Annotated in this window: 20 protein-coding genes; all 20 read right to left on the bottom strand. The window is 40.3% G+C overall.

What is annotated here, in order from left to right:
* Nucleotides 1-193 precede the first annotated feature (193 nt).
* Nucleotides 194-1,651 carry a proline--tRNA ligase gene (gene proS, locus ACFSGI_RS12985; protein WP_204824541.1) on the bottom strand — a complete coding sequence of 486 codons (1,458 nt, stop codon included), beginning with the start codon at nt 1,649-1,651 and terminating at the stop codon, nt 194-196.
* A 272-nt stretch (nt 1,652-1,923) separates the two neighbouring features.
* Nucleotides 1,924-3,195, bottom strand: a complete 1,272-nt coding sequence (gene rseP, locus ACFSGI_RS12990) for an RIP metalloprotease RseP (protein WP_204824542.1) — start codon at nt 3,193-3,195, stop codon at nt 1,924-1,926.
* Nucleotides 3,196-3,424: 229 nt separating this feature from the next.
* Nucleotides 3,425-4,573, bottom strand: coding sequence for a 1-deoxy-D-xylulose-5-phosphate reductoisomerase (locus ACFSGI_RS12995; protein WP_204824543.1), 1,149 nt, complete (start codon nt 4,571-4,573; stop codon nt 3,425-3,427).
* Between the two features lie 48 nt (nt 4,574-4,621).
* The gene (locus tag ACFSGI_RS13000) at nt 4,622-5,422 is read right to left on the bottom strand and encodes a phosphatidate cytidylyltransferase (RefSeq protein WP_204824544.1); all 801 of its coding nucleotides are present in this window, start codon (nt 5,420-5,422) and stop codon (nt 4,622-4,624) included.
* Nucleotides 5,423-5,477: 55 nt separating this feature from the next.
* Nucleotides 5,478-6,245 carry an isoprenyl transferase gene (locus tag ACFSGI_RS13005; RefSeq protein ID WP_204824545.1) on the bottom strand — a complete coding sequence of 256 codons (768 nt, stop codon included), beginning with the start codon at nt 6,243-6,245 and terminating at the stop codon, nt 5,478-5,480.
* Between the two features lie 66 nt (nt 6,246-6,311).
* Entirely contained in the window at nt 6,312-6,866 is a 555-nt protein-coding gene (gene frr, locus ACFSGI_RS13010; protein WP_204824546.1) for a ribosome recycling factor, read from the bottom strand.
* Nucleotides 6,866-7,594: a UMP kinase gene (gene pyrH / locus ACFSGI_RS13015; RefSeq protein ID WP_204824547.1), complete on the bottom strand. Its 729-nt coding sequence runs from the start codon at nt 7,592-7,594 to the stop codon at nt 6,866-6,868. The genes frr and pyrH overlap by 1 nt, the downstream gene beginning before the upstream one ends.
* Nucleotides 7,595-7,797: 203 nt before the next feature.
* Nucleotides 7,798-8,448 carry a translation elongation factor Ts gene (gene tsf / locus ACFSGI_RS13020; protein ID WP_204824548.1) on the bottom strand — a complete coding sequence of 217 codons (651 nt, stop codon included), beginning with the start codon at nt 8,446-8,448 and terminating at the stop codon, nt 7,798-7,800.
* Between the two features lie 135 nt (nt 8,449-8,583).
* Nucleotides 8,584-9,279 carry a 30S ribosomal protein S2 gene (rpsB, locus tag ACFSGI_RS13025; protein WP_069327352.1) on the bottom strand — a complete coding sequence of 232 codons (696 nt, stop codon included), beginning with the start codon at nt 9,277-9,279 and terminating at the stop codon, nt 8,584-8,586.
* A 228-nt stretch (nt 9,280-9,507) separates the two neighbouring features.
* Nucleotides 9,508-10,137, bottom strand: coding sequence for an endolytic transglycosylase MltG (locus ACFSGI_RS13030; protein ID WP_204824549.1), 630 nt, complete (start codon nt 10,135-10,137; stop codon nt 9,508-9,510).
* Nucleotides 10,134-10,733, bottom strand: a complete 600-nt coding sequence (locus ACFSGI_RS13035) for a DUF6115 domain-containing protein (RefSeq protein ID WP_204824550.1) — start codon at nt 10,731-10,733, stop codon at nt 10,134-10,136. The genes ACFSGI_RS13030 and ACFSGI_RS13035 overlap by 4 nt, the downstream gene beginning before the upstream one ends.
* A gap of 28 nt (nt 10,734-10,761) precedes the next feature.
* Nucleotides 10,762-11,073 carry a hypothetical protein gene (locus ACFSGI_RS13040; RefSeq protein WP_204824551.1) on the bottom strand — a complete coding sequence of 104 codons (312 nt, stop codon included), beginning with the start codon at nt 11,071-11,073 and terminating at the stop codon, nt 10,762-10,764.
* A 25-nt stretch (nt 11,074-11,098) separates the two neighbouring features.
* Nucleotides 11,099-12,505, bottom strand: coding sequence for a DUF342 domain-containing protein (locus tag ACFSGI_RS13045; protein WP_204824552.1), 1,407 nt, complete (start codon nt 12,503-12,505; stop codon nt 11,099-11,101).
* Nucleotides 12,506-12,539: 34 nt separating this feature from the next.
* Complete coding sequence (locus tag ACFSGI_RS13050; protein WP_204824553.1) at nt 12,540-13,328, bottom strand: FliA/WhiG family RNA polymerase sigma factor; 789 nt, start codon at nt 13,326-13,328, stop codon at nt 12,540-12,542.
* A gap of 15 nt (nt 13,329-13,343) precedes the next feature.
* Nucleotides 13,344-13,793, bottom strand: a complete 450-nt coding sequence (locus ACFSGI_RS13055; RefSeq protein ID WP_204824554.1) for a hypothetical protein — start codon at nt 13,791-13,793, stop codon at nt 13,344-13,346.
* Between the two features lie 3 nt (nt 13,794-13,796).
* Nucleotides 13,797-14,294, bottom strand: a complete 498-nt coding sequence (locus ACFSGI_RS13060; protein WP_204824555.1) for a chemotaxis protein CheD — start codon at nt 14,292-14,294, stop codon at nt 13,797-13,799.
* Complete coding sequence (locus ACFSGI_RS13065) at nt 14,287-14,913, bottom strand: chemotaxis protein CheC (RefSeq protein WP_204824556.1); 627 nt, start codon at nt 14,911-14,913, stop codon at nt 14,287-14,289. Before ACFSGI_RS13065 ends, ACFSGI_RS13060 begins: the two co-directional genes overlap by 8 nt.
* Before the next feature lie 4 nt (nt 14,914-14,917).
* Nucleotides 14,918-15,379, bottom strand: coding sequence for a chemotaxis protein CheW (locus ACFSGI_RS13070; RefSeq protein ID WP_204824557.1), 462 nt, complete (start codon nt 15,377-15,379; stop codon nt 14,918-14,920).
* Nucleotides 15,380-15,406: 27 nt separating this feature from the next.
* Complete coding sequence (locus ACFSGI_RS13075) at nt 15,407-17,509, bottom strand: chemotaxis protein CheW (protein ID WP_204824558.1); 2,103 nt, start codon at nt 17,507-17,509, stop codon at nt 15,407-15,409.
* Between the two features lie 44 nt (nt 17,510-17,553).
* Nucleotides 17,554-19,071, bottom strand: coding sequence for a protein-glutamate methylesterase/protein-glutamine glutaminase (locus ACFSGI_RS13080; protein WP_204824559.1), 1,518 nt, complete (start codon nt 19,069-19,071; stop codon nt 17,554-17,556).
* Nucleotides 19,072-19,095: the final 24 nt, after the last annotated feature.

Raw genomic sequence — 19,095 nt, forward strand, 5'->3', positions numbered from 1 at the left:
TTCCAAAAAGCAACAAGCCTCCACAAAAGTTGGTATCAGACTGCCGTCTACTCCACTCTGTTGGAAGCTTGCCTGCTTCAATAGCTTTGAACCATTAGCTATATTTTCATTTCAGCCCTATACCAACAGCAGCTAGAAATTGAATTGTACATGTATTCGATCTATTTGAATAGATCTTTTATTACAGGATATCTTAATAAGCACGAGCGAATACAACAGTGTGTTTCGCTGGCTCTCCTGTAACTAGACATTTTTCTTTTTGAACATCCAATTGGAAAGGAATATTACGTATCGTTGCTCCTGTTTCTTCTTTAACTTTTGCTTCGGATTCGATTGTACCATCCCAGCCTGCGATAAAGAAGCCACGTTTTTCTTCCATAATAGCTTTCATTTCATCTAATGTATCTACTTCATGCATGTTTTCTTGACGGAAAGCCAGTGCACGATCATACATTTCTTGTTGTACTTGCTCTAACATATTTTGAACTTCGGTTACGATATTTTCAAGAGCGACTTGTTTTTTCTCGCCGGTAATACGAGAAACCAATACACATACTCCATTTTCCATATCACGAGGGCCAATTTCCAGACGAACAGGAATACCGCGCATCTCGTATTCGTTAAATTTCCAACCTGGACGTACATCTGCACGATCATCAATACCTACACGTACACCTGCTTTTTTCAACTCGGCAAATAATTCATCAGCACGTCCTACAACCATATCGCGTGTTTTAGGAGGGCCAATTGGAATAATCATCACTTGTTTTGGAGCTACTTTAGGAGGCAATGCTAATCCACGATCATCACCATGTACCATAATAAGTGCACCGATTAGACGTGTACTTACACCCCATGATGTTGTATGTGCATACTCTTGCGTATTTTCACGACTTAAGTATTGAATTTCAAAAGCTTCTGCAAAGTTAGTACCCATAAAGTGAGAAGTACCTGCTTGTACAGCACGTCCATCTTTCATCATAGCTTCAATCGAATACGTATCGCGTGCACCCGCAAATTTCTCAGAAGGGCTCTTCTGACCTGTAATTACAGGAATTGCTAAGAAACTTTCTACAAAGTCACGATACACTTCAAGCATACGCATTGTTTCTTCGCGTGCTTCTGTTTCTGTTTCGTGAGCAGTATGACCTTCTTGCCATAAGAACTCACTTGTACGTAAAAATGGTAATGTACGTTTTTCCCAACGAACTACGTTAGCCCATTGGTTAATCAATACAGGTAGATCGCGGTACGATTGAATCCATTTGGAATACATATGTCCGAACATGGTTTCTGATGTAGGGCGAATCGCTAAACGTTCTTCTAGCTTGTCTCCACCTGCTTCAGTAACCCATGGCAATTCAGGGTTAAATCCTTCGATATGTTCTTTTTCTTTTTCAAAAAAGCTTTCTGGAATAAATAGTGGGAAATAAGCATTACGATGACCGGTTTCTTTGAAACGGCGGTCTAGATCTTGCTGAATATGCTCCCAAATCTCATATCCATCCGGGCGGAAAACGATACAACCACGCACAGGTGAATAGTCCATCAAATCAGCTTTTTTAATTACATCAATATACCAGCGTGAGAAGTCTTCACCTTGTGGTGTAATTTCAGTTACAAATTGTTTGTCCTGCTTATCATTCGACATAAAAATGGATATCCTCCTGTAAGTAACCAAATATTTAGCGAGTGTACATCAATAATGTTAGCACAAATATCTATCATTATTGCTCACTCATTTTATCTTATTGTATCACGATTAGTAGTGCTTGTTGAATGATTTCAGACAAAGAAGCAAAAGAGTGAGTACTGCAACATCCATCAACTTTACGCTGAGGCGTACATGTTGCATTTCCACCCTTCTGCTTCTGAGGTCTTTCCTTTAGTATATCATGGCTGTCTAGATGTTAAAGTTCAAAATTAACCTTTGATCAGACGCACAATATCATTATACGTTACAGCAATCATAAGCAAGAATAGCATTCCGAATCCGATTAAATGAACCAGACCTTCTTTGCTTGGTTCAAGCGGCTTACGACGTACCCATTCAACCAGTAAGAAAATCAAACGGCTTCCATCTAATGCTGGAATAGGCAGTAAATTAAATATTCCCAAGTTGGTACTGATTAATGCTGTCCAAAGAATCATACTATCAAGTCCTTGTCTAGCTACTTCAGTAGTCACTTGAATCGTACCTACCGGCCCCGCAAGATCATTCAAATGGAACTGTCCGAAAATCAACATTTTCAAACTTGTTAAAATTGTTGTACTCATATCGATAAAACGTTCACCTGCATAGCTAAATGTTTCACCAAATGAAGCTGAACGAGTCTGTGGTTCTACAGCCACACCAACTTTACCTACATTTTTTTCATTGGCTTTGGGAGTAATCGTTACTGTCTGCTCTTGTCCACCGCGTTCAATCGTCCATTGCATTGGCTTTCCGGCAGAAGATTCGATCATACTGATCATTTTCACAGAATCTCCGGCAATAGCAGTACCGTTAACCTTTTCAACAAGATCGCCTTTCATTAGCCCACTAGATTGAGCAGGAGAATCAGAAGTAACTTGACCCAAAATAACACCAGTCGGATTATCTACAGGTACACCTGTCATACGTACCAAAATCAGACAAAGAATAAAAGCAAGAATAAAGTTCATAGCAGGTCCTGCAAAAATAGATAACGCACGTTGACCTACAGTTGCGCTATTAAACTGACGATTACGTGGGGCAATCTGAATATCTTGACCTTTGATCGACATCATTGCTTTGGGATCTACGTTAAATGTCTGAATATCACCATCAACATCCAATACAATTTTAAGATCATCTATAATGTCTATCGATTGTACTTCACCACGAATTACATTTTTACGATTATCTAATTGATCTACAAAAATCGTTTTTACAACTTCATTTGCTGTGCGAATAGCAATCGTCTGTCCGGGCTGAATCTCTACCAGTTCAGGATCTTCGCCAGCCATACGTGCATAACCACCGAAAGGCAGTAAACGCAATGTAAATACAGTTTCATCTTTTTTATATGAAAACAGTTTTGGGCCGAAGCCAATAGCAAATTCGCGTACTAAAACTCCTGCACGCTTGGCAAAATAATAATGCCCCCACTCATGCACCGTTACAATAATAAAAAACATGAGTACCGTCATAACTACTACTTGAAGTGTCTCCAAATCGCCAAATCCTCCTTTTTCGCTTGCGACCGAAGGTCTGCACTTTTAGATTATCACTTTTGTACGGTCTGATACAAGCAGAGCATGGCGAACATCAAGAAATAAATTCCATTTCTGTTGATAATCCCGGTTATAGGCATAATCGTAATGATACAAAACCACTACCGCATAATCGATACGAAACGTCTATATCATGATCAGTTCATTATTTAACGTTATATCTGACTACTTATAGTACTGAAAATGCACTTGCTCTTGCTCTGGTCTGTGCATCAGTAGCATAGATGACTTCTAGCTCTGGATTCGCAATCACTTCATGCTGTTGTAGCGCATCTGCAATAATATCCTCAATCAATAGAAACGGAATTTCTCCATTCAAAAATCGAGAGACGGCAATTTCATTCGCTGCATTAAATACAGTCGGAGCTGTACCACCCAGACGACCTGCTTCAAATGCCATACTCAAACATGGAAAACGATCATAGTCCATTTCGCGGAAATTAAGCTGTCCGATCTGAGCTAAAGACAGACGTGAAGAAGGAGCTTGCTGACGATCAGGATACGTTAGTGCATATTGAATAGGTACGCGCATATCAGGATTACCCAGTTGTGCAATAATACTCGTATCTACAAATTCAACAAACGAATGAATAATACTTTCAGGATGTAGCAAGACAGAAATCTGATCATACGGCATATCAAACAACCAATGTGCTTCAATAACTTCTAGACCTTTATTCGCCATCGTTGCAGAATCAATCGTAATTTTGGAACCCATTGACCAGTTAGGATGTTTGAGTGCATCAGCTACAGTCACATGCTTCAATTGCTCTCGTGTACGATCACGAAATGAACCACCTGAAGCAGTCAACGTTAATTGATGTATACGTTCACGAGGTTCTCCATTTAGACATTGAAATAATGCTGAATGTTCGCTATCAATCGGCAACAATTGAACGCCTTTTTGTCTAGCACGAGCAGTAACTAGATGACCTGCTGTTACCAAAGTCTCTTTGTTAGCTAACCCTATTGTTTTGCCTGCATCTATCGCTGCTAATGTAGAAGGAAGACCCATACTGCCCATAACGGCTGTTACTACCGTATCTGCATCTGTTCCGGCTGCAATTTCAATCAGTCCTTGCTCTCCATAAAATACTTGAATATGAGCGGGCAATTGCTGTTTGATCTTCTCTGCTGACTCTTTCGAACCGACAGAAACTTTAGAAGGCTTAAATTCTAACACTTGCTGAATGAATAATTCTATATTATTGCCTGCTGCAAGTCCTTCCACTTCAAAAGCTTCAGGATGAGCACGTACAACATCTAATGTTTGAGTACCGATTGAACCTGTAGAGCCAAGAATAGCTAATTTTTTCATTGTGCACCCCGTTAGATTACAATAGGTTATCGTTTCCATTTTTCTTACTTAAAAAGGCAATAGTAATGCAATATGAACAAGAGGAAATACCATCAACCAGCTATCACAACGATCCAAAATGCCACCATGACCCGGTAATAATTTACCAGAATCTTTGATTCCATAGATACGTTTGTATGCGGATTGAATCAAGTCACCCATTTGTCCTACTACAGCCGCCGCAATACCTATAAATATCGCATTGGTCATTGGCAGTAATTCTGGTGATATCAGTGAAAAAATAACAGCCACTACAATAGCAAATACAACTCCACCGATCGCACCCTCTACCGTTTTGTTAGGGCTGATCGAAGGCCATAACTTATTTTTGCCCAACATTTTGCCTGTAAAATAAGCTCCAATATCACTAGCCCAAATCGAAGCAAGCAACATAAAGGTCCAGAATAATCCATGTCCATCTGGTGTCTGACGTGTATCTGCAATATATGCAAATCCTGTACCTATATAAACGGCTCCGATAAACAGTAGCGCCATTTGTTTGATATCCACTTTATTTTTAGAAATAACAGTAATGGATAACAACAATAGCATTACAATCCACATACTGCGATCAATAGACAACGGCGGTTCAAGATGCATTAATGTCCATGGGAAAAGCATATATAGTACACCAATATATCCGATTACTGCCGGTGCTCCAAACGGAGTCGACTTTGTCATGATTACAAACTCATAATATCCAATAAGAGCCATCACCACCAGCAGGCCATGATAAGCATAGCCACCGAGCAGGCAAAGCCCTAAGTAGAGTATTCCGGCTACAATGCCAGTGATTATCCGCTCTTTCACAATCCATCCTCCATCCGAACAAATGGATATCCCCTGCCATTGCAGAGATTCCCATTCATTTCAAACCACCATATCTACGAGTTCTACGCTGGTATTCTAATACCGCTTCGATCATATGTTGCTTGCCAAACTCTGGCCAAAAAATAGGAGTAAACCATAATTCTGTATAGGCAAGTTGCCACAACATAAAATTACTCAGGCGAAGTTCTCCGCTTGTTCGTATAAGTAAATCAGGATCAGGCATTCCTGACGATTGCAAAACGCGTTCAAAACTTTCAGAAGTGATATCTTCTATACGCATTGTACCGTTTTGTACCGCTTGTGCTACTTCTTTCACACCTTCAGTAATCTCATCACGACCTCCATAATTCAAAGCAAATGTAAGTACCAGCCCTGTATTATTAGCCGTATCGCGAATCGCTTTTTCTAAAGGTTCTATCGTATGAGGAGGCAATACATCTTTGTGTCCCATCAGCCGAATTTGTACATTTTTTTCAATCAATTCATCCAATTCAGATACTATAAATTCACCAGGAAGTTTCATCAAAAAGTCGACTTCCTCTTTGGGTCTTTTCCAATTTTCAGTAGAGAAAGCATACATGGTTAAATATTGAACTCCCAAGTCATCCGCAGCAATTGTGGCACGCTTTACAGCCTTCATACCATTTTGATGACCCATTACACGCGGTAATCCCAAACTTTTCGCCCATCGTCCATTGCCATCCATAATGATAGCGATATGCTTTGGAATATTATCTTGCGAAAGCTCGGCGGAAACCTGTAGCTCTTCCTTTTTCCACCACGAGCGAACACGCTTGAGCATCACTTTTCCTCCATGCCAGTAGTGAAAAGAGACAAACCCCACCTATTCGGAGGGGTCGTAAGTCTCTTACACTTCCATAATCTCTTTTTCTTTTGAAGCAAGTACATTGTCGACTTCCGCAATGAATTTGTCCGTAAGTTTTTGAACATCTTCTTGGTGACGACGTGATTCGTCCTCAGAGATATCTGTTTTTTCTAGCTTTTTAATATCGTCATTTGCATCACGACGAATATTACGAATCGCTACTTTAGATTCTTCGCCAAACTTTTTAGTTAATTTCACCAATTCAGAACGACGCTCTTCAGTCAAAGCAGGAATACTCAAGCGTACGATGTTACCATCATTAGCAGGAGTAAGACCCAAATCTGATTTCATAATCGCACGTTCAATATCAGCTAAAGAAGATTTATCCCATGGCTGAATAATCAATGTACGAGAATCTGGAGTACTGATATTTGCCAATTGATTTAGAGGCGTCAAAGCACCGTAATATTCAACTTGTACACGATCTAAAATAGAAGATGAAGCACGTCCAGCACGAAGCGTGGATAGATCACGACTTAATGCTTGAATCGCTTTTTCCATGCGTTCTTCAGCACTTTTTTTGATAGATTGAGGCATTAATCTACACTCCCTTTGACGATCGTCCCGATCTTCTCGCCGAGCACGACCCGTTTGATGTTTCCTTCTTCGGTAATCGCAAACACGATGAGTGGAATATTGTTATCCATACATAATGATGAAGCTGTAGAGTCCATTACACCTAGATTCTGGTTCAAGATATCCAGGTATGTAAGCTGTTCGAATTTTTGAGCATTTTCATCTTTGAATGGATCTGCTGAGTAGACACCATCCACTTTATTTTTCGCCATCAAAATAACTTCTGCTTCGATTTCAGCAGCACGTAAAGCAGCTGTTGTATCTGTAGAGAAGAAAGGATTACCCGTACCCGCTGCGAAAATAACGACGCGACCTTTTTCTAAGTGACGAATAGCTCTTCTGCGAATATAGGGTTCTGCGATTTGTTGCATGGCAATAGAAGTCTGCACACGAGTAGGAACTTCAAGTTGCTCTAATGCATCTTGCAAAGCTAAAGAATTCATTACAGTAGCAAGCATACCCATATAATCGGCTGTCGCGCGGTCAATACCGTTTGCGCTACCCGCGATTCCCCGCCAGATGTTGCCTCCTCCACATACAATCGCAACTTCTACACCCAACGCGACAACTTCTTTGATCTGATTGGCAATTGAGACGATTGTATCGGCATCAATACCGTATCCGTTTTGACCCGATAATGATTCACCGCTGACTTTCAAGACAACTCTTTTAAATACAGGTTTATTCAATTGTATACCCTCCACTTTGTGAAAATTAGTCCTGATGGTAATAAAGCCGGATAGGGCGTTAATACTGCCTGTTCCGGCTCTGCCATGAGGTTCTCGGAATGATAAGATTTTACAAAAGAAGGAACACAGTCTGTGTCCCTTCCTTCTGTTCTATTCTTAAATCGTGTTCCGGTTATTGTAAATCGCTTTGTCGCTAGTCGCGATTATTGATTTACTTGTGCCATAACTTCTTCAACAAAGTTGTCTTGTTTTTTCTCAAGACCTTCACCTAGTTCATAACGAACGAAGCGACGGATAGAAATGTTTTCACCGATTGTACTGATTTTTTCGTTCAACAATTGATCGATTGTTTTATCAGGGTTTTTAACGAAAGTTTGCTCCATCAAGCAATACTCTTCATAGTATTTACCGATGCGGCCTTCAACCATTTTTTCAACGATTTTTTCTGGTTTGCCTTCGTTCAAAGCTTGAGCTTTCAAAATTTCTTTTTCTTTCTCAAGTGCTTCTGTAGGAACTTCTTCACGACGAACATACAATGGGCTAGCTGCTGCGATTTGCATAGCGATATCGCGTGCAAACTCTTTAAATTGGTCTGTTTTACCAACAAAGTCAGTTTCACAGTTGATTTCTACCAATACGCCGATACGACCACCAGCGTGGATGTAAGATTCAACTACGCCTTCTGTTGCAGCGCGTCCAGCTTTACCAGCTGCTGCAGAAAGACCTTTTTCACGAAGTACGTCTACTGCTTTAGCGATATCACCGTTTGTTTCTTCAAGCGCTTTTTTACAATCCAACATTCCTGCGCCTGTTTTTTCACGAAGTTCTTTTACTGCGCTAGCATTAACTGCCATTGTTGTAACCTCCATATAATTAGAAATTTAGTTTTTTTATACATCATCTTAAAAAAAGGGCAGTGAGAGGTTATCCACCTGCCAACCACCCTTTTTATTTTGTCATTCATTTAAAGATAATATGAATAGAAACAATTATGCAGTTTGCTCGCCTTGGTTAGCTTCAACCACAGCATCAGCCATTTTTCCAGTTAACAATTTAACAGCGCGAATCGCGTCATCATTACCAGGAATAACATAATCGATTTCGTCTGGATCACAGTTAGTATCAACGATACCTACGATTGGAATACCCAATTTACGTGCTTCTGCAACAGCGATACGCTCTTTACGAGGATCGATGATGAACAACGCGCTAGGCAAACCTTTCATGTTTTTGATACCGCCCAAGAATTTCTCAAGACGATCTTTTTCTTTGCGAAGCAAGATTACTTCTTTTTTAGGAAGAACTTCAAAAGTACCGTCTTCTTCCCATTTTTCCAACTCTTTCAAACGATTGATACGTTTTTTGATCGTTTCAAAGTTAGTTAGAGTTCCACCCAACCAACGTTGGTTGATGTAGAATTGACCAGAACGCTCAGCTTCTTCTTTAACAGAATCTTGAGCTTGTTTTTTCGTACCAACGAACAATACTGTACCGCCGTCAGCAGCGATGGATTTTACAAAGTTGTAAGCTTCGTCAACTTTTTTCACTGTTTTTTGCAAATCAATGATGTAAATTCCGTTTCTTTCTGTAAAAATGTAACGATCCATTTTCGGGTTCCAACGACGTGTTTGGTGACCGAAGTGTACGCCAGCTTCTAAAAGCTGTTTCATGGAAATAACTGCCATATCCATGTACCTCCTATTATTTTGGTTTTTTGTGTGCCTCCGCAAACGTCAACTTTCGGTAAAACTTTTCGTCTGAAAAGCACCTTTACCTGAAATCAGAATGCGTGTGTTTTAACACCATTAGTTAATATATCACATCAAATAGCTATTGCGCAACACCCAAATTGATCGTTATGTATATGGGATCATATTCAGACGTGAAGCCGCCTTAATAATGCAGTAAGCACATTATTGAGACGGCTCATGCGTAATCTTATCAATAATCGAATCCAGATCTTCACCTGTATTTAACTTAAATGTACCTACCTGTAATTTCGTATTTGCTTTGAGTTCAGAAACACGATTCACAAATTCTTTTTGACTATCGATAACACCTTCTGTTTTTAAATTATAAGCGATATCATTTAACATTTCTCCACTTGTAATTTTGAAAGTAGTCGGTGCATTCGGTTGTGTCGGAGAGCTTGGATTACTCGTTTTTGGCGTTGTTGAATTAGTTGTCGTTTTTGTTTCTGTCGACTCTGGTGTTGATGGATCTTCAGGCGTTGTAGGTTGCTCACTGGTCGGTTGTTTGGTAGTAGCCTGACCATTTGCTTTTTCTTTCGCTTGTTTGGCTGCTTCTTGTTTTTGCTGTTCTTCTTGTTGCAATTGCTTCCACTCGTCGCTACTGTAGACTTTCTCTGTTGAAGCATACACCTGCATATTTTGAGCTTGAGCGGCTTCACGAATCTGATCCGCTGTGAGCTGTGTACCATCAAGCATCGTTTGTCCTTTACCAATATTGAAAAGTTGAAGCAATACAGCGCCAATAATAATGCCTATTCCTAGTCCAATCATCAAAGAACGATTTTTAATCACGTGTGATCCTCCTGCTTGGCCAACTGCAAAATCAATTGAACTTCGCCACGTTGCAAACCTATCGTTTTGGCTATCGTATCAATAGACTTCCCATTTTTGTAAAGGGCAAACAGTTCTTGATAGCGATCCTGAATACGTTCTGTTGTCTCCGGTTGCTGTTCTACAATCGGTTCACTATGCTCTTGCGCCATTCGCGCCGCGGACTCTCGCAAAGCATCTCCTTGCGTTCCTGTGCCCTGTGGGGGCATATGTGAAGGATTCTGCATAGAAGATATCGGCTGAGCAACCGATTGTATGATAATAGGATCTGGCTTTTGTTCTAGTTGTATCAAACGTTGTCTCATTTCGGTCAACTGTTCTTGAAGTGCTAATTGCTTAGCTGTAGATTCTTGTTTGATTTTGGAGACTAGATCAATAATCTCTTCGTTCTCTTTCTCAATCTCAGCCATATAATGTTCCAATGTATCCTCTACTTTATCAACAGTAGCCATAGACTGAGCGGTAGCTGCCACATTACGAGCTTTGGGTAACAAAAATCCATAGACAATCGCGACTGCCCCAATCAGAACAATATATATCCATCCTGGCAAATTCATTCAACTCACTTTTTATGTGGTTTACATTTTAGAAAGACAAATCGATATTTTTGCCTTTGTAAGGATGTTCCGCTGGCGTAGCTTCTTGAGTAGGGTGTTCGTCTGAATGATGCTCGCTAGCTGTATGATGATGCTCTCCAGCTTCTCCATCGTGAATAAAATTAGATGATGATTCGCTTACTTCTCCACTACGGTTACGCATACGTTCAGTATGCTCATTTATTTGCTCAGCCAGTAAAGTCTGATCAATTGCTGGACGCAACAAATGTGCTTGTTGAATTTTACTAACTTCACTGGTTCTAGGAATAGCAATTTGCAATTCAATATTTCGTAGACTCATTTCAAACACCCCACCTTATGGTTAATTAATGGTTGGAAACCATCACAATATCACCATCATCATATGTGAAGCTAACACGTTCAGAGGTATCCTTAATATATTTGGTATATCTACCGATAACAACTTTGGAACCGCCAAAAATAGTATGAATCACTTCAACTTTGGCTTTAGCTGATTCTTCAAGTGTTGTTTCGATTTCCCAAATACTTTCTTTGATTTCATCATGTTCACGCAGTTGGCTTTTTTTAGTTGCCGACAATTTAATACGCAAAGCCAATTTGTCTGAACCCAGTTGTCCAGCAGAAGCAAGCTGATCTAGTAAATGAAGTGCTTTTTCTGTTTTTTCCAAATTTTCTACATGCGTTTTGAGTTCTTTACGTAATATCACTAATTGATTGCGTAATTCTGGCAGTACGCCTACTTCAATATCCGTTACTGTAAAGCTAGTATTGCCAATGGTTCGCGCAACAACTGTTTCACCTGCTTGTAATTGTCCACCTACTATTAATCCTTTAGATCCATTACAGATAATACTTTTGCCTGCCCGTACATTGGAATGCATAATGCTTTGAGAAACGATTACTGCTTCACCAGCTTCTACATTGCCATCCTGGATAAATGAACTTTTGACATTGACTGCTGCTTTGACCAGCCCTTTATGATAGCCGATCACTCCGCCTGTAATTTCGATTGAACCACCGGCTTCAAGCTCTGCGCCTTCTACACCGCCAACAATTCTAATATCTCCAGATGCTTTAACGCGAAAATTAGATAAAACATTACCTCGAATAACGACAGTCCCTACAAAGTCGATATTGCCTGTGTGGTAATCGATATCTCCATTCACTTCGTAAACAGGAAACACATTGATTTTACTTTTTTCGGTTAAAGATATCATACCATCTAGAGCAGCATATATTATAGTATGCTCAGGATTTAATACAATATTTTTACCTACTTTAAATCGAGCTTCTTTTCCTGCTTTGTAAGGAATAGGTTCACCTATAACCGATATGCCATCTTCACCAGGAATAGGATCAATTTTTTTGCCAATCATTTGTCCTTTACGAACATTGTTCAACTGCACTAATTCTTTATAATCTACTTTACCATCTTGAGTTTCGAGTGGTCTTTTACCAATATCATCAAATGATACAGTGTATTCAATTCTTCCATCTATTCCATTCACTGGCTTTTGACCTTGAGCAACGATCACTTTGTCCAAAGTATAAGCTTCAGGATTACTAGAAATTTGTTGTAAGATCATTGAATCAATTCCATTACTCAAGCCTTGCGTACGCAAAAATCCCTCCAGTTGTTCGGCTGTGCATTCAAATTCTTGGTCAAACTTAGTAAATTCCAAATAAGCGACAGATTTATCATCAGAAAAAATAACTTTTAGATACGGGTCTATTGCTAATTGAGAGGTCACGCCTAATTCACCCTTTCATACAAGTAGCGGCGTCTCACATGTCTTGCATTAATAGACCTTTTTGCTTATCCAGTGCTCCACGTAATCGTAGAATAGCTTTGGAATGAAGTTGAGAGATTCTTGATGGTGATAATGACATGACTTCAGCAATCTCACTGAGTGATAGGTCTTCATAATAAAGTAGTGATACAACCGTTCTCTCTTTATCGGTAAGCTTTTCTATGCCTTTCATAAGCGATTCTTTAAGTACAAAATCGTTTACAGCACGATCTGGATTTTTGGCTTTTTCATCTACTATCAAAGACATTCTTGTTTCTGACTCTTCTTCACGAATAGGATCTTCCAAAGAAGTAATCGTCATCACTGCTACATCTTGAAGCATATTTTGAAAGTCTTTTTCTGTAATATCCAAATAGTTACTAATTTCTGCATCCGATACAGAGCGTAGATATTTTTGTTCCAATTGTTGATAAGCATCTTCAATTTTACGTGCTTTTTCACGTACCGATCTTGGAACCCAATCTCCTTGACGAAGACCATCCAATATCGCACCACGTACTCTCCAAGAAGCGTATGTTTCAAACTGAAGTCCACGTTTGTAATCAAACTTTTCAATTGCGTCAATTAACCCCATAACTCCATTACTCATTAGATCATCTTTAGAGACATTTTTGGGCAATCCAATCGCAAGGCGGCTGGAAACATATTCAACGGTGCCATAGTAGTTTTCGATCAGCTTCTTCTTGGCTTCGACGTTTCCATACTCCTTCCACTGTACCCACAACTCTGAATGATTTAGATGGGTTGCTTTTTGCTCGCTCAATTGCTTTCACCTTCCTTACTTTTGTGTCAGGTGACGAACAGCCTTCGCCATTTCCTCCGGATCTTGTTGCTTGGTTGAAACCAGTTTTGGTGGATTAAGAGGAGCAAAGCTATCTTTTTCCACTGTGTCTGTTGGTTTCGGTGTTAGCAGATCACTTAATTCCTGATCTTGATCAGGTGTGACTACATCAAATTGGCTGCCTCTGTTCGGATCATCTGCGGAAAAAGAAGTTGAATCATTTCCCGAAGAAGCAGGACTAGAAGGCTTATTCGTTGTTGCGCTTGCAGGATTGGCTAGAATCCCCAAAACAAAGCGCAACACGAATGCCAATAAAAACCATAATGCGAATCCTAAAACCCCTCTAAATAAACTTGTGGTCCATAAATTGTTTTCGATAGAAGCAAAAAAAGTAACCAAAAAACCGATAAAGCCTAACCAGAGATTAATTTTAATATTCCCTACCATAGGCTATAATTCCTTCTTACCCATTTGTACACTTCTTATGAACAAAATCCCAGAAATACAATCCATTTCTATCGTTCGTCCGTAATTAGCGCCAGTATCCTCTGCTAACAATGGAATTTTGTATTCTTCTAAAAACAATTTACATGCTTCCACATTACGAGGACCAATTCGCATGTGATCACCACCACTAGAAAAATTAAACATTTGAGCACCACCAGCCATTTTAGCAACCAATCTTGAGCGTGAAGCACCAAGCCCAGTCATTTTGCGAACCAGTTCTGGAAGTGCAGTATCTGCGTATTTTGCTATATTCAATTGTCCGTCTCTAGCAATATCCGATGAAGGAAGCATCACATGAGCCATCCCTGCAAGTTGAATGTTTTTGTCGTATAGCGTTAGGCCCACACAAGAACCAAGTCCCGTCGTTCGAATAATTCCGGATGTTTTCACGACGTTTAAATCCGCCATACCCACTTTAACAATATTTTGCTCTTCAATCATCAGTTAATGGAACTCCTAATGATTTGAAAATTTTATCAAAAGATTCAGGGTCCGGAATCAAGAAAAACTGCCCTTCCACTTCGTCTTTTCCTTCTAAAAACGTTGTATCGATCAACAACGCATCGTCGCCCATTTCTCCGAATTGGATCAGACCATAATTTAAAATAGCACCTGCCATATCCATTGCGAGTCCAGGCACCGTAGGTGTCATAGAAAGTTGTGTAAAGTCTGCTAATGAGGACAAATACGAACCTGCTAAAATATTTCCAATTTCTGAAAGTGCAGATTGTTCCATCTCATTAAAAAATTCTTCGTCACTAGCTTCAATCCCTGCTAAGCGGTGAAGCAATCCTTTACCCGCTTCAGGAGTTAGAATAAAAAACAAATTGCCTGGTGCTTCACCTTCTACACGAAAGAAAACAGCAAGAACGATTTGTTCAGGGCCGCCAACTTTATCAGCGATTTTTTCAAACGGTAGAATTTGAACTTTGGGCACTGCCATATCAATCGGTTTATCTAAAAGCTGGGAAAGGGCAGTGGCTGCATTGCCTGCCCCTATATTCCCTACTTCTTTTAGAACATCCATTTTGAACCCTTCAAGATTACCAAAAAGGTTCATACGCTTAATCCTCGATATTTTCTAGTTGACTGACTTCGCTTCGGTTCAAGACTTCAGCAAGGTTAAGCATAATCAGCAGCCGTTCTTCGTCCAGCTTAGCAACTCCATCAAGATATCTTGCTTTTACTCCGCCTACAACTTCTGGCGGTTTCTCAATACGTCCACGATCTAAATCGACTACATCGTTAGCCGAATCTACAATAAATCCAACTTGTGTTGTATCTACCTCTACGATGATAATACGTGTTTGATCGTTATATTCATTTTCTGGAAGGTTAAAACGTCCACGAAGATCGATAACTGGAATAACCACACCGCGTAAGTTAATAACACCTTTTACAAAATCAAATGTTTTAGGTACACGCGTGATTGGTAACATACGCTCAATCGTTTGTACTTTATCTACTTCAATACCGTATTCTTCTTTTGCAAGTTTGAAAACAATAACTTTTATATCTTCTGCCATGGTAAATCCTCCTTGTTATAAACTACATCACTTGATAAATGCATTCGGATCAATAATCAAAGCCACTTGGCCGTCTCCAAGAATCGTTGCTCCTGAAACGCCTTGAATATCTGGAAGATATTTGCCCAAGCTTTTCAGAACGATTTCGTTTTGACCAATGAAGTTCTCAACAGCTAGTGCTGCTAGTTTGTCGCCTTTACGGATAACAACAATCTCTGTTTCTTCCTCTTCACGCTCATCAAAGTCTGGAACTTCGAATACACGACTGAGTGAAAGTAACGGAATATGCGTTTCACGATAAGGAATTAATTGACTACCATGCAAATCACGTACCTGTTTGGATTTGATAATGCCTGTTTCCACAATCGAAGTTAATGGAATCGCATATTTCTCCGAACCTACGCGGATCAACATTGCTGAGATAATGGACAATGTTAGTGGTAGTTGTACAGAGAACTTGGTTCCTTTACCTGGTGTGGAGTATACCGTTACATGTCCACCAAGTGATGAAATTTTGGATTTAACCACGTCTAGACCTACACCACGTCCAGAAATATCAGAGATTACTTCTGCTGTACTGAATCCTGGTGCAAAAAGAAGTTGGTATACTTCTTCATCTTTCATTGTGACCGATTGTTCTTGAGTCACCACGCCTTTTTTAATTGCGCTTTGAAGAATCTTGTCGCGGTAAATACCACGTCCATCATCTTCAATTTCAATAAATACATGATTACCACTATGGAATGCGCTTAGTCTAACAACACCAGTTTCGTCTTTACCTGCTGCAATACGATCTGCAATCGGCTCAACACCATGGTCAACTGAGTTACGCAATAAATGCACCAGCGGATCACCAATTTCATCGATAACTGTGCGGTCTAGCTCGGTTTCAGCACCTGTGATAATCAAGTCTAATTTTTTGTCTAACGATTTGGCTAAATCACGAACCATACGAGGAAAACGGTTGAATACTGTGTCTACCGGAACCATTCTCAATTTCAGTACGATATTTTGCAAATCACTACTTACACGTCCCATATGCTCTACAGCATCGGTTAATGCAGGTACTTTGACTTCACTAGCCAATTGCTCTAGACGTACACGATCGATTAGCAATTCGCTGAACAAGTTCATAAGAACATCCAGACGATCGATATCTACGCGGATTGTACGAGATGGAGCAGCTACAGCAGTTTTAGCCGCTGCTTTTGCTGGTGGCGCTGCTACTGCTTTGGTATCTTCAACGACAGGAGCTGAAGCAACAGGTGCAGCTTCTACAGGTACGATTTCAGCAGCAATTGGAGCTGATTTAGCCGCTGTAGCAGACATTTCTCTTAAAGATTCTGCATCTAATCGCATCATTGTTACATTTTCAATCTCAGATACGCCTAGAATCATTGTTTGGAGTTCAGCTTCATCTTTTTGCGTAATGTAATAAAGCGAGAAGCTACGATCAAATTTATCTTGTTCGATATCTTGTGTAGAAGGTTCGGATTTGATCACTTCACCGAAACGCTCTAACATATCGAATACCATGTATGCACGAACCGCTTTTAATTGACAATCTTCACGAATAAAGACTTCAACATAAAGCGCTTGGTGACCTTCAGACATTGATTGTTCAATCACAGATTGCTGGAACTCATCCAATTGGATTCCTTTGCTCTCTTGTACAACTTCAGCAGGAGTAGCAGATGGTGTTGGCGTAGCAGCTACTGGTGCTGCCGGTGTAGTAGGAGCAGGCGTCATTTCTCCGCGTACAATCGCTTGCAGAGATTCTACGATTGCTGTTACATCCGCTTTACCTTCTCCACCCTGCGTAATGTCTTGAACCATAGATTCCAAAGCATCCAAACTTTTAAATAATGTATCGAAAATAAATTCTTGCATAGCTAATTTTTCATTACGTACCAAATCAAGTACATTTTCCATTTGGTGCGTCAAAGCTGCTAAATCTTCAAATCCCATTGTTGCAGCCATACCTTTAAGCGTATGTGCTGAACGGAAAATCACTTGGACAATCCCAAGGTCAGCCGGGCTGCTTTCCAATTCCAGCATTTTTTCATTCAACGATTGTAGATGATCGTTCGACTCATCAATAAACATGTTTAAATATTGATTCATGTCCACCGTGAGACACCTCCTCCATAAGATAGCATATAGCTTGTTGTAAACTATTTAACGATTTGTATAAGTTTAGGCGCAATTTCTGGCAGTGGGAGCAGATGATTTACACATCCAAGCTCTACAGCCGACCGCGGCATCCCGTACACTACACAGGTATCTTCGTTTTCTGCGATTGTAGAGTTTATACCGCTATCATATAAATTTTTCATTTCTCTTGCGCCATCGCTTCCCATACCAGTCATTAATACAGCATGACGCTGTAGATCGGTAAAAGGTTGGATAGAGGCAAAAAGCGTATCCACTGAAGGGCGATGTCCATTACGTGGTGGTTCTTGTGAAAGCTGTATTCGGTAACTTCCTTGGCTACGAGTGACTGTCATATGATAGCCACCTGGAGCAATATAAGCTGTACCTGCTTGAAGAACCATTCCCTGTTCTGCTTCAACAACAGTAATACGACTTAAACTGTTCAAACGCTGTGCCAGAGATCGTGTAAAATTCGGCGGCATATGCTGAACAATCACAATCGGAGCCGGGAAGTTAGCCGGAATATTTTCTAGCAAGCTTTTAAGCGCCCTAGGACCGCCGGTAGAGCATCCAACTGCTACCAATTGACGCCAAGGAGCTGTATTGCGTTCAACGGCTGCTGGGCGATTTAACGCAGGCGGAGCCGTTGGTGGTGAAGAAGGTATTACTGGTTTTTCGATTTCTTTTTTGAAAACAGGAGCTACCGGTGGAGTAATAACCGGTTTTGTTCGTTTTGGTTCTTCTTCGCGAACAGGTTTGGTTGGAATGTCCGGTTGCTTTTTAGCCGGTGTTCCAGTAACAAAAGATGGCTTAGACACAGGACGTGTATCAGCAGGTTTAGGAGCTACTGTACGTTTATCTTGCGCTTGTTTGTCTGTTGATACTTCTGGACGTGAAGGACGTACATTTTTGTTTGGAGTCTGTGGTGCAGGTTTGACCTGAAAACGCTCTGGACGACCTTGATCCAGACGTTTGTCAGCGTCGCGTTTTAATAGTTTTTTCTCAGAAGGTGCTGCCTGAGGCTCTGTAGAAGGTTGTTGCCCTTCTTTGTGCAGCTCTTGACTGTCTTGCAGATATGGCGACGGAGCAACGTCAGCCGCCATGTTTTTTTGTTCAGCCCGTTTACGGTTTCTTTCCAGTGCATGAACAGCGGTATGAAGTTGTCTGCGTAATTGTTGCCCAACTTCTTCAATATCTTGCGAATTACTGACTGAAGGCTTACGGATAAAGTCAAAAGCTCCGTTCTCCAGCGCCATAATTGTTTCTCGCATACCCTGTTCATTAATGCCTGATAACATAATTATCGGCAGAGGACGCTGAGACATTATAATTTTTAGTGCTTCCAGACCATTCATTTCTGGCATTTCTACATCCATTGTAACAACATCGGGTTTAAGCTCGACTACTTTTTTAGCAGCTTCGCGCCCGTTATTTGCAGTATCTATTACTTGAAACAGAGGATCTGTCTCAATTAAATCTGAAATGATTTTTCTCATAAAAGGAGAATCGTCAACAACTAATATTTTATAAGTTGCCATTATCAGCACCTCTGTTCCCTACAG

This window comes from Paenibacillus nicotianae (genome assembly GCF_042681745.1).
In the GTDB taxonomy this organism is placed as follows: Bacteria; Bacillota; Bacilli; order Paenibacillales; family Paenibacillaceae; genus Saccharibacillus; species Saccharibacillus nicotianae.

Coding starts and splice junctions, on each gene's coding strand:
- ACFSGI_RS13055 (WP_204824554.1), bottom strand. CDS start 13,793: ATGGTAGGGAATATTAAAATTAATCTCTGGTTAGGCTTTATCGGTTTT.
- ACFSGI_RS13060 (WP_204824555.1), bottom strand. CDS start 14,294: ATGATTGAAGAGCAAAATATTGTTAAAGTGGGTATGGCGGATTTAAAC.
- tsf (WP_204824548.1), bottom strand. CDS start 8,448: ATGGCAGTTAATGCTAGCGCAGTAAAAGAACTTCGTGAAAAAACAGGC.
- ACFSGI_RS13070 (WP_204824557.1), bottom strand. CDS start 15,379: ATGGCAGAAGATATAAAAGTTATTGTTTTCAAACTTGCAAAAGAAGAA.
- ACFSGI_RS13035 (WP_204824550.1), bottom strand. CDS start 10,733: ATGAATTTGCCAGGATGGATATATATTGTTCTGATTGGGGCAGTCGCG.
- proS (WP_204824541.1), bottom strand. CDS start 1,651: ATGTCGAATGATAAGCAGGACAAACAATTTGTAACTGAAATTACACCA.
- ACFSGI_RS12995 (WP_204824543.1), bottom strand. CDS start 4,573: ATGAAAAAATTAGCTATTCTTGGCTCTACAGGTTCAATCGGTACTCAA.
- ACFSGI_RS13080 (WP_204824559.1), bottom strand. CDS start 19,071: ATGGCAACTTATAAAATATTAGTTGTTGACGATTCTCCTTTTATGAGA.
- rpsB (WP_069327352.1), bottom strand. CDS start 9,279: ATGGCAGTTATTTCCATGAAACAGCTTTTAGAAGCTGGCGTACACTTC.
- ACFSGI_RS13005 (WP_204824545.1), bottom strand. CDS start 6,245: ATGCTCAAGCGTGTTCGCTCGTGGTGGAAAAAGGAAGAGCTACAGGTT.
- frr (WP_204824546.1), bottom strand. CDS start 6,866: ATGCCTCAATCTATCAAAAAAAGTGCTGAAGAACGCATGGAAAAAGCG.
- ACFSGI_RS13040 (WP_204824551.1), bottom strand. CDS start 11,073: ATGAGTCTACGAAATATTGAATTGCAAATTGCTATTCCTAGAACCAGT.
- ACFSGI_RS13065 (WP_204824556.1), bottom strand. CDS start 14,913: ATGAACCTTTTTGGTAATCTTGAAGGGTTCAAAATGGATGTTCTAAAA.